Source organism: Pseudomonas sp. TYF_14, assembly GCF_043105275.1.
GTDB classification, from domain to species: Bacteria; Pseudomonadota; Gammaproteobacteria; order Pseudomonadales; family Pseudomonadaceae; genus Aquipseudomonas; species Aquipseudomonas alloputida.
This window is the reverse complement of sequence record NZ_JBICLK010000016.1, coordinates 59,380-71,831: the sequence shown is the minus strand read 5'-3', so window position 1 is coordinate 71,831 and position 12,452 is coordinate 59,380. Positions and strand designations below refer to the sequence as shown.

Sequence of the window (12,452 nt, the reverse complement as noted above, 5' to 3'; positions counted from 1 at the left end):
GGCACATTCTGCCGGGGCACGCCACGCTTGGCCTGATGTGCGGGCCCGTCAGGCGTGGCTTTCGCGGTACTCGGGGTGTTCCGCCTGCAGCCGGCACAGGCGCGCCAGCGGGTCTTGCCGGTAGAACAGCGACAACTGGTGGTAGACCTTTGGATAAGCCTGATGAAGCAGGTCAGGGGCACTAAAGAAGTACTCGCTGGTAACGGCAAAGAACTCTGCCGGGTTTTCCGCAGCATAGGGGTCGATGGCAGTTTCGGCGTCGGGGTTGGCGTCCAGTTGCTGGTTGAGGTCGTCGTACGCCTGCTGCATGGCGCTCGCCCACTCATCAACGGGCATGCCGCTGTGCAGCGGTGGCAGGCCGTTGGCATCGCCGTTGAGCATGTCGAGCTTGTGCGCCAGCTCATGGATGACCAGGTTGTAAGCCTCCCAGCCACCACTGGCCTGCACGCCGTTCCAGGCCAGGATGATCGGCCCCTGTTGCCAGGCTTCGCCGCTGTGTTCGCCGTCCCACACATGCTCCACGCCACTGGCATCGCGGTGGCGCTGGGGGCTCTTGAAGTCGTCGGGGTACAGGATGATTTCGTGGAAGCCTTGGTACCAGTTCAGCTCACCCAGGTGAAGCAGCGGTAACTGTGCCTGGGCGGCCAGCATTAGGCGCTGCTCGTCGTCCAGCTCGACACCGGGCAGGCAGGTGAGGTGCTTGTCGAGCAGGAACAGGATGCAGGCTTCGCGCAGCCAGCGGTCTTCAGCGTCGCTGATGCCGTCCAGCATTGGCAGCCGCTCGCGTACGGCCTGCCATTGCTGTGGCGTGATCGGGTAACGCGCCAGAGTACGCTTGCGCCGCCAGGCGCTGAATGACCACATGCCGTTCGTTCTTTACCTGTTCAGTGAGCCTTGGCCGTACGGCCCAGGCGCCCACGCAGCAAGCCGAGAATCATCGGCACCAGCGACAGGATGATGATGCCCACCACCATCAGCGACAGGTGCTGCTTGATGAATGGCACGTTGCCGAAGAAGTAGCCCAAGGTGACCAGGCCGCCGACCCAAAGCAGCGAACCGGCAACGCTGAAGCCGAGGAAGCGTGGGTAGTGCATGTGGGCAATGCCCGCGACGAACGGTGCGAAGGTGCGCAAGATGGGCAGGAAGCGCGCCATGGTCACGGTCTTGCCGCCATGGCGTTCATAGAAATCGTGGGTACGTTGCAGGTAGTCGCGGCGGAAGATCTTGGAGTTGGGGTTGTTGAACAAGCGCTCGCCGGCTGTTCGGCCTATCACGTAATTGGTGCTGTCGCCCAGGATTGCAGCGGCCATCAGCAGGCCGGCCAGCAGTACCGGGTCCATGCCGCCACCCGCCGCAACGGCGCCGGCGATGAACAGCAACGAGTCGCCCGGCAGGAATGGCATCACTACCAGGCCGGTTTCGCAGAAGATCACGGTGAACAGGATGGCGTAGATCCAGGGACCGTAATTGGTGACCAGCAGATCGAGGTAGGCATCGAGATGCAGGATAAGGTCCAGCGGGTTGAAATCCATGTACAGCACCTGTGTTCTTGGGCGTAGGCTTGGTTACCGGGGGGAGGGTAAATTTTCACACATGACAGGTGAGCCATTATACGGCTAAGTCAGGAACATGCCCGGAGAGTTTGTAGCGGGGGGTTACGGTAGAGGGGGTATTCCTTTACCAACCGCTTCGCGGGCACGCCCGCTCCCACAAGGATAACGACCTTGCTTGTGGAAGCGGGCGTGCCCGCGAAGCGGTCGGTGCCGGTCAATCCTGGCTGATTGGCAGGATGTAGCTCTTGAACTCGGTATCCTCACGAAACCCGATGGATTCGTAGGTCTTGTGCGCCACTTCATTGTTCGCGCTGGTCGACACGCGCATGCGCACAGCATTGGTCTCTTTGGCCATTTTCTTCGCCTCGCGGATCAAATGGTCGGCGACCAGCATGCGCCGGGAGTCCTCGGCCACATAGATATCGTTGAGAATCCATACCCGCTTCAACGACAGCGACGAGTAGCTCGGGTACAGCTGGCAAAAGCCCAGCAGTTTGCTGTCGTCATCATCCGGAAGTGCCAGGTAAATCACCGATTCGTCCCGCTTCAGGCGCTTTTCCAGAAAGCTGCGCGAGCTGTCGGGGTAGGGCAGTTGCCCGTAGAACTCACGGTATTTGACGAACAACGGGGTGAGCAGGTCGAGGTGTTCCAGGGTTGCTTTGATGATGCGCATGTGCGGCCCTCAGAGTCCATTTGGGAAACAGCGGAATGCCAGCAGCGTTCAAGGGCATGCTGCCCAATGCACGGTACGAGTGCAATCCGCCTTCCGTGACAGATTTTTTACCCTTTGCCGAGCAGGAAGTTACCTTTCTGGTTGGCGCTGTCTTCATTCTCCAGGCTATGGACCTCGGCTTCGTCCTTTAGATTCACCCCGGAAAGCTGGCGCCGGCAGGCTTCGCGCATCAAGTACAACAGGCGGTGCGCCGCCATGCCATAGCTCAGCCCCTCCAGGCGGATATTGGAAATGCAGTTGCGGTAGGCATCGGTCAGGCCGACCTTGGGTGCGTAAGTGAAATACAGGCCAAGGCTGTCGGGCGAGCTCAGCCCCGGGCGCTCGCCGATCAGCATCACCGTCATCCGGGCGCCCAGCAGCTCGCCGACCTCATCGGCCACTGCCACGCGGCCCTGCTGCACCAGCACCACCGGGGCGCAGGTCCAGCCGTCGGCGGCAGCCTGTTCGTCGAAGCGGGTCAGGAACGGCAGTGTGTGGCGATGCACGGCCAGTGCCGAGAGGCCGTCAGCCACCACGATGGCCAGGTCGACGCCCCCGGGGTTGGCCTGGGCGTGCTGGCGAAGGGTCGTAATCGAGTCTTCGTTCAGCCGCCGGCCAAGGTCCGGGCGCTGCAGGTAATGGTGGCGGTCGCTGGCAGCGCTGTGCAACACCAGGCTTTCGCGCCCGCGGTCACTCAGCTGGCTGGCCAGGCCGGCGTGGTCGAAAGCCAGGTGCACGGCATCTCGTGCCTGGGCATGGGCGAACTGGAAGTCCAGCTGCGCCCCGGTCGGCAGGCTGGTGCCGGTGCGACCCAGGGCGATGCGCGCCGGGGTCAGGTTGCGCAGGGCCAGCCAAGGGTTGTCGGGGGTAGGCGTGCGGTGGTCCATGGTCATCCCTATGCAAGCTGTGCCAAGGCCTGGCGGAAGGCCGGCGGCAGGTTGTCACCGAAGCGCACCCGGCCATCGGCCTGGGTGAAGATACCGGTGCGGGCCAGCCATGCCTCGAATTCCGGCCCGGGCTTCAGGCCCAGGGTCTGGCGCGCGTACAACGCGTCATGGAACGAGGTGGTCTGGTAGTTGAGCATGATGTCGTCGGAGCCGGGGATGCCCATGATGAAGTTGATGCCGGCCACCCCCAGCAGCGTCAGCAAGGTGTCCATGTCGTCCTGATCGGCTTCGGCATGGTTGGTGTAGCAGATATCGCAACCCATCGGCACGCCCAGCAGTTTGCCGCAGAAATGGTCTTCGAGGCCGGCGCGGATGATCTGCTTGCCGTTGTACAGGTATTCCGGGCCAATGAAACCGACCACGGTGTTGACCAGGAACGGCTTGAAGTGACGAGCCACGGCATAGGCGCGGGTTTCGCAGGTCTGCTGGTCGACGCCGTGGTGGGCGTTGGCCGAGAGCGCACTGCCCTGGCCGGTTTCGAAATACATCAGGTTCTGCCCGAGGGTGCCACGTTTCAGCGACAGCCCTGCTTCGTAGCCTTCCTGCAACACGTTCAGGTTGATGCCGAAGCCGGCGTTGGCCGCCTCAGTGCCGGCGATGGACTGGAACACCAGGTCCAGTGGCACGCCGCGGTTAATCGCTTCGATCGAGGTGGTGACGTGGGTCAGCACGCAGGACTGGGTGGGGATGTCGTAGCGCTGGATGATGGCGTCGAGCATTTCCAGCAGGGCGCAGATCGAAGCGATGCTGTCGGTGGCCGGGTTAATGCCGATCATGGCGTCGCCGTTGCCGTACAGCAAGCCGTCGAGAATGCTGGCGGCAATACCGGCCGGTTCGTCTGTCGGGTGGTTGGGTTGCAGCCGGGTCGACAGGCGCCCGCGCAGGCCCATGGTGCCGCGGAACCGGGTGACCACGCGGATTTTCTGCGCCACCAGCACCAGGTCCTGCACGCGCATGATCTTCGACACGGCAGCGGCCATTTCCGGGGTCAACCCGGGCGCCAGGGCGCGCAGGCTGTCTTCGTTGGCTTCCTCGCTCAGCAGCCAGTCACGCAGGCCACCCACGGTCAGGTGGCTGACCGGGGCGAAGGCCTGGGCATCGTGGGTGTCGATGATCAGGCGGGTAACTTCATCTGCTTCGTAAGGGATCAGTGCTTCATTGAGAAAGTGCGTTAGCGGAATGTTGGCCAACGCCATCTGCGCGGCGACGCGCTCGGCGTCGTTGCTGGCCGCCACGCCTGCCAGGCAGTCCCCGGAGCGTGCCGGGCTGGCCTTGGCCATCACTTCCTTGAGGCTGTCGAAGCGGTAGACCAGATGGCCGACCGTGTGTACGAAACTTGCCATACAGAATCTCCAGAGCCGCGGGTTGCCCCGCGGCGGGTGGCGGCGATCAGTGCAGGGCCTCTTCGGCCTTCTGGATCGCGGCGAATTCCTCTTCCGGTGTGCCCGCAACCAAGTGGTGGCGGCTGTAGAAAGCAAAGTAGGCAATTAATACCGCATAGATCACTGCAGCGCCAATGACTACCCGCGGGTCAACCAGGAATCCGGCGACCACGGCGATGCACGCCAGCACCAGCGCCAGGCCGGATGTGAAGATGCCACCCGGGGTGCGGTAGGGGCGCTCCATCTTTGGCCGGCGGATGCGCAGGGTGATGTGCGCAGCCATCATCAGCACGTAAGACAGGGTAGCGCCAAACACTGCCACCAGGATCAGCAAGTCACCCTGGCCCGTCAGCGACAGGGCAAACCCGATGATGCCGGGGATGACCAAGGCCAGTACCGGGGCCTTGCTCTTGTTGGTTTCCGACAGTTTGCGCGGCAGGTAACCGGCGCGGGACAGGGCGAAGATCTGCCGGGAATAGGCATAGATGATCGAGAAGAAGCTGGCGATCAGCCCGGCCAGACCGACCAGGTTGACGAAGCCTCCCATCCAGGTGGAGCCGCCGTAGGCCTTCGACAGGGCTTCGACCAGCGGGTTACCGGAGGCCTTCAGCGCCTCGGAGCCTGCGCCGCCTGGGCCGACCACCAGGATCAGCAAGGCGAAGGCCAGCAGTACCAGCATGGCGCCGATCAGGCCGCGTGGCAGGTCACGCTTGGGGTTCTTGGTTTCTTCTGCGGCCAGCGGCACGCCTTCGACGGCAAGGAAGAACCAGATGGCGTAAGGGATGGCTGCCCACACGCCGACATAGCCGAACGGCAGGAAGCTGCTGGCGCCGACGGCGTCCGTTTTGGCGATGTCGAACAGGTTGGCTGCATCAAAATGGGGCACCATGCCTATCAGGAATACGGCCAGGGCAATGGCGGCGATGGCGGTGATGATGAACATCAGCTTCAGTGCCTCACCCACGCCGAAAATGTGGATGCTGATGAACACGATGTAGAACGCCAGGTAGATCATCCAGCCGCCGATACCGAACAGCGATTGGCAGTAGGCGCCGATGAACACCGCGATGGCGGCTGGGGCGATGGCGTATTCGATGAGGATCGCCGTGCCGGTCAAAAAGCCGCCCCACGGTCCGAACGCGCTGCGGGCAAAGCCGTAGCCGCCGCCAGCGGTGGGGATCATCGACGACAGTTCGGCCAGCGAGAAGCACATGCACAGGTACATCGTTGCCATCAGCAAGGTGGCCAGGAACATGCCGCCCCAGCCGCCCTGCGCCAGGCCGAAGTTCCAGCCGGCGTAATCGCCGGAAATGACGTACGCCACGCCCAGGCCGACCAGCAGTACCCAGCCGGCGGCGCCTTTTTTCAGTTCACGTTGCTGGAAATAGTCAGAGCCGACTTTCTCGAAGTCGACGGAGGAGCCTGCCGGCGATCCGGCGGAATGTTCGCTTGGCATAGATTCACCTGTTTTTTTTCTTGGTGGCCGGAAGGGTTCCGGGCCGATGGTGATGGGTGCTGCAGGAAGCGAGCCAGAGCGGTTGGTGCACGGTTACCGCCCTGGGTTTTGTGTAAAGCAAGTCCGGCCTCTTCGCGGGCTTGCCCGCTCCCACAGGTACCTCACCGGCTCTGGAACCAACGGTGAACCTGTAGGAGCGGGTTTACCCGCGAAGAAGGCGACGCGGTCTAGAAGAAGCCCAACGGATTGATGTCGTAGCTCACCAGCAGGTTCTTGGTCTGCTGATAGTGATCCAGCATCATCTTGTGCGTCTCACGCCCAACCCCTGACTTCTTGTACCCGCCGAACGCGGCATGCGCCGGGTACAGGTGGTAGCAGTTGGTCCACACACGGCCAGCCTTGATGCCGCGGCCCATGCGGTAGGCACGGTTGATGTCGCGGGTCCACACGCCGGCGCCCAGGCCGAACTCGGTGTCGTTGGCAATTGCCAGCGCTTCGGCTTCGTCCTTGAAGGTGGTGACGCTGACCACCGGGCCGAAGATTTCTTCCTGGAACACGCGCATCTTGTTGTTGCCCTTGAGCAGGGTCGGCTGGATGTAGTAACCGGTAGCCAGCGAACCTTCCAGCTTCTCGACCTTGCCGCCGGTGAGCAGCTCGGCGCCTTCTTCCTGGGCAATCTGCAGGTACGAGAGGATCTTTTCGAACTGCTGCTGCGAGGCCTGGGCGCCGACCATGGTGTCGGTGTCCAACGGGTCGCCGCGCTTGATCTGCAGCACCTTCTTCATCACCACTTCCATGAACTGCGGATAGATCGACTCTTGCACCAGGGCACGCGACGGGCAGGTGCACACTTCACCCTGGTTGAAGAACGCCAGCACCATGCCTTCTGCCGCCTTCTCGATGAAGCTTGGTTCGGCCTGCATGATGTCTTCGAAGTACACGTTCGGCGACTTGCCACCCAGTTCGACGGTGGACGGGATGATGTTCTCGGCGGCGCATTTCATGATGTGCGAGCCCACCGGGGTAGAGCCGGTGAAGGCGATCTTGGCGATGCGTTTGCTGGTGGCCAGGGCTTCACCGGCTTCGCGGCCATAGCCTTGCACTACGTTGAGCACGCCAGGTGGCAACAGGTCGCCAATGACTTCGAGCAGTACGGTGATACCCAGCGGCGTCTGTTCGGCAGGCTTGAGCACCACGCAGTTACCAGCTGCCAGTGCCGGGGCAAGCTTCCAGGCAGCCATCAGGATCGGGAAGTTCCAGGGGATGATCTGCCCGACCACGCCCAGTGGCTCGTGGATGTGGTAGGCCACGGTGCCTTCATTGATTTCGGCAGCGCCGCCTTCCTGGGCGCGGATGCAGCCAGCGAAATAGCGGAAGTGGTCGACCGCCAGCGGAATGTCGGCGTTGAGGGTTTCGCGGATCGGCTTGCCGTTGTCCCAGGTTTCGGTAATGGCCAGCAGTTCGAGGTTCTGCTCGATGCGGTCGGCGATCTTCAGCAGCACGTTGGAACGATCCTGCACTGAAGTGCGGCCCCAGGCGTCGGCCGCAGCATGGGCGGCATCCAGGGCTTTGTCGATGTCTTCGGCAGTAGAGCGGGGGAACTCAGCGATCAGCTTGCCATTCACCGGGGAGGTATTTTCGAAGTACTGCCCCTTTACCGGAGTAACGAACTCACCACCGATGTAGTTGCCGTAGCGGCTCTTGAAGGAAACCTTCGCGCCTTCGGTACCGGGATGTGCATAACGCATGGTGTGTCTCCTTGGTATTGTGCTTTTTAGGGAGTTGAAAAGCATAGAGCAAGGGTTGGGCCAGTGTTGGCGGTGCCAGGCAAATCAATGACTTGGGTCATTTTTACGGGCCTGTTCAAGGACCGCTGTGCCGGCGCCGGTACGCCTGGGGTGACATTTTGTGCCGTTTGCGACACATCACAGGGCGTGTGCATTGCAAAGCCTAACCGGGTGGAGGATGCTGGGCTGACGCTCTATCTGCGGAGAATTACAACAATGCAGAGCAATCACTTCACTCGCCATGCCCGGCAGGTCCATAGCGTTGCCCATGGCGGGGCCGGGGAGGGCGGCAGTGATCCGTCCATCGCCCGTTCCTGGCTGCGCTGCCTGGAGGATTACCACCTCGACCCGGCGGTGATCGAAGCGCCGGTGGTGCTTGAGCATGGGCGCCTGCTGGAAAGCCGCGAGCGCCTGCACCAGGTGCTGCAAATTGCCGACCATGAAATGAACAGCCTGCACCAGCAGCTTTCCGGCGCAGGCCACGCGGTGCTGCTGACCGACGCCCGCGGGGTGATCCTCAATTGCGTCAGTGCCCCCGCCGAGCGGCGCAGCTTCGAGCGTGCCGGGTTGTGGTTGGGCGCCGACTGGAGCGAGGCGCGCGAGGGCACCAATGGCATCGGCACCTGCCTGGTCGAGCGCCAGGCGCTGACCATCCATCAGAACGAGCACTTCCGTGGCCGTCACACCGGGCTGACCTGCTCGGCCAGCCCGGTGTTCGACCCGCATGGCGACCTGCTGGCGGTGCTCGACGTGTCCTCTGCGCGCCCCGACGTATCGCGGCAAAGCCAGTTCCACACCATGGCGTTGGTCAACCTGTCGGCGAAGATGATCGAAAGCTGCTATTTCCTGCGCCATTTCGAGCAGCAATGGTTATTGCGTTTTCACCTGCAAGCCGAGTCGGTCGGCCTGTTCAGCGAAGGCTTGCTGGCGTTCGACGGCGATGGGCGCATTTGCGCTGCCAACCAAAGCGCACTGAACCTGCTGGGTACGGTACGGGGTGGCGTGCTGGGCAAACCGTTGGAGTGCTTTTTCGCGTGCAGCCATGACGAAATGTTCAGCCGTGCCACGCCCGGCGGCAGTGCTGTCTGGCCGCTGCGCACCCTGGACGGTCGCCAGGTGTTCGCCAGCCTGCGGGGGCAGGCCCGGGCGCCGGTGTGGTCGGTGCCGGCCGCCCAGCCGCGGCCCGCAGCGGAAGTGGAGCCGCTGGTCTGTCTGCTTGACCCTGCGTTGCAAAATGATTTCCGCCGCAGCGTGCGGGTGTTCGAGCGCGATGTGCCATTGCTGCTGCGCGGCGAGACCGGCTGTGGCAAGGAAGCCTTCGCCCAGGCTGTGCATCAGGCCAGTGAGCGGCGCGGCAAGCCGTTCGTCGCCATCAACTGCGCGTCTATCCCGGAAAGCCTGATCGAGAGTGAGCTGTTCGGGTACCGCGGCGGCAGTTTTACCGGCGCGCGCAAGGAGGGCATGCGCGGCAAGCTGTTGCAGGCCGACGGCGGCACCTTGCTGCTGGACGAGATCGGCGATATGCCGCTTGCCCTGCAAACCCGACTGCTGCGGGTGCTGGAGGAGCGCCAGGTGGTGCCGATCGGGGGAGAGCCACAGGCGGTGGACGTGCGCATCGTCAGCGCTACGCACCGTGACCTGCTGGAACGGGTTGAACAGGGCAGTTTCCGCGAGGACCTGTATTACCGCCTCAATGGCCTGGAGGTGGCACTGCCGGCGGTACGCGAACGCAGTGACAAGGCGCAGTTGCTGGACTTTCTGCTGCGTCAGGAGACGCAGGGGCAATGGATAGACATCGAGCCCCGGGCGCGGCAGGCGCTGCTCGCATTTAACTGGCCGGGGAACGTGCGGCAGATGCGCAATGTGCTGCGTACTTTGGTGGCGCTTTGCGAAGATGCCCGCATTACCTTTGCAGACCTCCCCGCAGTCATCCGCACCAGCCCACCTCTCGCGGGGGTAGGCGAGCCCGCGAAGATGTCCAACCAGGAAATGGAGGGCGAGGGCGTTGCCCTCGTTCGCGGGCAAGCCCGCTCCCACAGGTCCGGCGGTGCCGCAGAGATTGAGGGTGACTCTGCAGGGACCGAGGTTCTGCTCGACGCGGAGCGGCAAGCGCTGAAGGAGGTCCTGGAGGCAAAACACTGGCATCTCACCCGCGTCGCCGAGCACTTGGGCATCAGCCGCAATACCTTGTATCGAAAACTGCGCAAACACGGCATTACCAGGGGCGACTGAGCGAAACAGCGGGTGCGATTTGTCGCGCCCTGGGCTACCCTGCCTCGATGTTTTGCGAGGTCGACCATGCATATTCACATTCTCGGTATTTGCGGCACTTTCATGGGTTCGCTGGCGGTACTGGCCAAGGAACTTGGCCACCGCGTCACCGGCTCCGACGCCAACGTCTATCCCCCGATGAGCACCCAGCTCGAAGCCCAGGGTATCGAACTGACCCAAGGCTATGACCCGGCCCAGCTGGATCCGGCGCCAGACCTGGTGGTCATCGGCAACGCCATGTCGCGCGGCAACCCAGCGGTTGAATACGTGCTGAACAAGGGCCTGCCCTACGTCTCCGGCCCGCAGTGGCTGGCCGACCACGTGCTGCAAGGCCGCTGGGTGCTGGCCGTTGCCGGTACTCACGGCAAGACCACCACCAGCAGCATGCTGGCCTGGGTGCTGGAGCACGCCGGCATGAGCCCGGGCTTCCTGATTGGCGGCGTGCCGCAGAACTTCTCGGTGTCGGCCCGCTTGGGCGACACGCCGTTCTTTGTGGTGGAAGCCGACGAGTACGACAGCGCCTTCTTCGACAAGCGCTCGAAGTTCGTCCACTATCACCCGCGTACCGCGATCCTCAACAACCTTGAGTTCGATCACGCGGACATCTTCCCGGACCTGGCCTCGATCGAGCGGCAGTTCCACCACCTGGTGCGGACTATCCCCAGCGAAGGCCTGGTCATCCACCCGACCACCGAGCAAGCGCTGGAGCGTGTGATCGGCATGGGCTGCTGGACCCCTGTGCAAACCACCGGTGAGGGCGGCCAGTGGCAAGCCCGCCTGCTCAGCCCAGATGGCTCGCGCTTTGAAGTACTGTTCGAGGGCGAAGTGCAGGGTGTGGTGGACTGGGCGCTGACCGGCCAGCACAACGTCGCCAATGCCTTGGCTACCCTGGCAGCAGCGCGTCATGTAGGCGTGGTACCGGCCATGGGCATCGACGGCCTGAGTGCGTTCAAGAGCGTCAAGCGGCGCATGGAGAAGGTTGCCGAAGTACAAGGTGTGACCATCTACGATGACTTCGCCCACCATCCGACCGCCATTGCCACCACGCTCGACGGCCTGCGCAAGCGGGTGGGGGAGGCGCCTGTGATCGCGGTGATCGAGCCACGCTCCAACTCGATGAAGCTCGGCGCCCATCGTGACGGCCTGCCAGAAAGCGTCAACGACGCTGACCAGGTGATCTGGTATGCGCCGGCCAACCTCGGCTGGGACCTGGCCGCCACCGCTGCGCAGTGCAAGGTGCCGAGCGTGGTGGCCGATAGCCTCGAAGCGATCATCGAGCGGGTCAAAGGTCAGGCTCGCCCAGGCACCCAGGTGGTGATCATGAGCAACGGCGGCTTCGGCGGCCTGCACGGCAAGCTGGCCGAGGCGCTGAAGTGAACGGGCCGGAACGCATCACCCTGGCCATGACGGGCGCCTCGGGTGCCCAGTATGGCCTTCGCCTGCTCGATTGCCTGGTACGCGAAGACCGCGAGGTGCACTTCCTGATTTCCAAGGCCGCACAGTTGGTGATGGCCACCGAGACGGATGTTGTGTTGCCGGCCAAGCCCCAGGCGATGCAGGCCTTCCTGACCGAATACACCGGCGCGGCCGACGGGCAGATCCGTGTGTATGGCAAGGAAGACTGGATGTCGCCGGTAGCCTCGGGTTCTGGCGCCCCGGCGGCAATGGTGGTGGTCCCCTGTTCCACTGGCACCTTGTCGGCCATTGCCACTGGCGCCTGCAACAACCTGATCGAGCGTGCTGCCGACGTTACCCTCAAGGAGCGTCGCCAGCTGATCCTGGTGCCACGCGAAGCGCCATTCTCCACCATCCACCTGGAAAACATGCTCAAGCTGTCGCAAATGGGCGCGGTGATCCTGCCGGCGGCACCGGGGTTCTATCACCAGCCGCAGACCATCGACGACCTGGTCGACTTTGTCGTGGCGCGTATCCTCAACCTGCTGAACATCCCCCAGGACATGTTGCCGCGTTGGGGCGAGCACCACTTCGGGGTGGATGATTGAAGCGAGCACTGGCGGGGTTGCTGGCGCTGGTGATGCTGGGGGGCTGCGCCACGGTGCGCACGCTGGATGCCAACAAGCCCGGCGCACCGGTGGTGTATGCCGGTACCCGGCTGGATTTGTATGTGATCAATGGCGGGTGTTGCCCGCGGGATCATTACGGGGCTGACGCTCCGGCGTATCCGCGTCTGGATCTGCCGGGGAGCATGTTGCTTGATACCCTGCTGCTGCCGTTGTCTTTGCTGACAGCGGCCGGCATAGGCTTCCAGGCTAGCGGCGGCCTGTGATGGCCTCTTCGCCGGCACGCCCATTCCTATTGGTGAGTAGTCACTGGAAGTTTATGG

General features: G+C 63.2%; 11 protein-coding genes. 4 read left to right on the top strand and 7 right to left on the bottom strand.

Annotated elements, in window-relative coordinates; translation table 11 throughout:
* Positions 1–48: 48 nt before the first annotated feature.
* From ACF8O8_RS04695 to ACF8O8_RS04665, 7 genes are all read right to left on the bottom strand, one after another.
* Positions 49–864 (bottom strand): zinc-dependent peptidase, encoded by an 816-nt coding sequence (locus tag ACF8O8_RS04695; protein ID WP_010951819.1) that lies wholly within the window; start codon positions 862–864, stop codon positions 49–51.
* 20 nt (positions 865–884) lie between these two features.
* Positions 885–1,532 (bottom strand): DedA family protein, encoded by a 648-nt coding sequence (locus tag ACF8O8_RS04690; RefSeq protein ID WP_003255361.1) that lies wholly within the window; start codon positions 1,530–1,532, stop codon positions 885–887.
* Positions 1,533–1,767: 235 nt separating this feature from the next.
* The gene (locus ACF8O8_RS04685) at positions 1,768–2,226 is read right to left on the bottom strand and encodes a GNAT family N-acetyltransferase (protein WP_012051075.1); all 459 of its coding nucleotides are present in this window, start codon (positions 2,224–2,226) and stop codon (positions 1,768–1,770) included.
* 107 nt (positions 2,227–2,333) lie between these two features.
* Positions 2,334–3,152 (bottom strand): ethanolamine ammonia-lyase subunit EutC, encoded by an 819-nt coding sequence (gene eutC / locus ACF8O8_RS04680; RefSeq protein WP_392509315.1) that lies wholly within the window; start codon positions 3,150–3,152, stop codon positions 2,334–2,336.
* 8 nt (positions 3,153–3,160) lie between these two features.
* Positions 3,161–4,555 (bottom strand): ethanolamine ammonia-lyase subunit EutB, encoded by a 1,395-nt coding sequence (locus tag ACF8O8_RS04675; RefSeq protein ID WP_010951821.1) that lies wholly within the window; start codon positions 4,553–4,555, stop codon positions 3,161–3,163.
* 46 nt (positions 4,556–4,601) lie between these two features.
* Complete coding sequence (gene eat / locus ACF8O8_RS04670; RefSeq protein WP_003255355.1) at positions 4,602–6,050, bottom strand: ethanolamine permease; 1,449 nt, start codon at positions 6,048–6,050, stop codon at positions 4,602–4,604.
* 227 nt (positions 6,051–6,277) lie between these two features.
* On the bottom strand, positions 6,278–7,798 hold the full coding sequence (locus ACF8O8_RS04665; RefSeq protein ID WP_010951822.1) for an aldehyde dehydrogenase family protein: 1,521 nt from the start codon (positions 7,796–7,798) through the stop codon (positions 6,278–6,280).
* Positions 7,799–8,053: 255 nt separating this feature from the next.
* Between ACF8O8_RS04665 and ACF8O8_RS04660 the strand changes: the two genes are divergently transcribed.
* From ACF8O8_RS04660 to ACF8O8_RS04645, 4 genes are all read left to right on the top strand, one after another.
* Complete coding sequence (locus ACF8O8_RS04660) at positions 8,054–10,069, top strand: sigma-54-dependent Fis family transcriptional regulator (RefSeq protein ID WP_392509314.1); 2,016 nt, start codon at positions 8,054–8,056, stop codon at positions 10,067–10,069.
* 66 nt (positions 10,070–10,135) lie between these two features.
* Positions 10,136–11,485, top strand: a complete 1,350-nt coding sequence (gene mpl, locus ACF8O8_RS04655) for a UDP-N-acetylmuramate:L-alanyl-gamma-D-glutamyl-meso-diaminopimelate ligase (protein ID WP_350298338.1) — start codon at positions 10,136–10,138, stop codon at positions 11,483–11,485.
* Positions 11,482–12,111 carry a flavin prenyltransferase UbiX gene (gene ubiX, locus ACF8O8_RS04650; protein ID WP_003255348.1) on the top strand — a complete coding sequence of 210 codons (630 nt, stop codon included), beginning with the start codon at positions 11,482–11,484 and terminating at the stop codon, positions 12,109–12,111. Before mpl ends, ubiX begins: the two co-directional genes overlap by 4 nt.
* Positions 12,108–12,395, top strand: a complete 288-nt coding sequence (locus ACF8O8_RS04645; RefSeq protein WP_003255347.1) for a YceK/YidQ family lipoprotein — start codon at positions 12,108–12,110, stop codon at positions 12,393–12,395. Before ubiX ends, ACF8O8_RS04645 begins: the two co-directional genes overlap by 4 nt.
* Positions 12,396–12,452: the final 57 nt, after the last annotated feature.

Excerpts from the sequence above, each read along its gene's own strand:
- ACF8O8_RS04660 (WP_392509314.1), top strand. The coding sequence starts at position 8,054 with ATGCAGAGCAATCACTTCACTCGCCATGCCCGGCAGGTCCATAGCGTT.
- ACF8O8_RS04690 (WP_003255361.1), bottom strand. The coding sequence starts at position 1,532 with ATGGATTTCAACCCGCTGGACCTTATCCTGCATCTCGATGCCTACCTC.
- eutC (WP_392509315.1), bottom strand. The coding sequence starts at position 3,152 with ATGGACCACCGCACGCCTACCCCCGACAACCCTTGGCTGGCCCTGCGC.
- eat (WP_003255355.1), bottom strand. The coding sequence starts at position 6,050 with ATGCCAAGCGAACATTCCGCCGGATCGCCGGCAGGCTCCTCCGTCGAC.
- mpl (WP_350298338.1), top strand. The coding sequence starts at position 10,136 with ATGCATATTCACATTCTCGGTATTTGCGGCACTTTCATGGGTTCGCTG.
- ACF8O8_RS04675 (WP_010951821.1), bottom strand. The coding sequence starts at position 4,555 with ATGGCAAGTTTCGTACACACGGTCGGCCATCTGGTCTACCGCTTCGAC.
- ACF8O8_RS04665 (WP_010951822.1), bottom strand. The coding sequence starts at position 7,798 with ATGCGTTATGCACATCCCGGTACCGAAGGCGCGAAGGTTTCCTTCAAG.
- ACF8O8_RS04685 (WP_012051075.1), bottom strand. The coding sequence starts at position 2,226 with ATGCGCATCATCAAAGCAACCCTGGAACACCTCGACCTGCTCACCCCG.
- ACF8O8_RS04695 (WP_010951819.1), bottom strand. The coding sequence starts at position 864 with ATGTGGTCATTCAGCGCCTGGCGGCGCAAGCGTACTCTGGCGCGTTAC.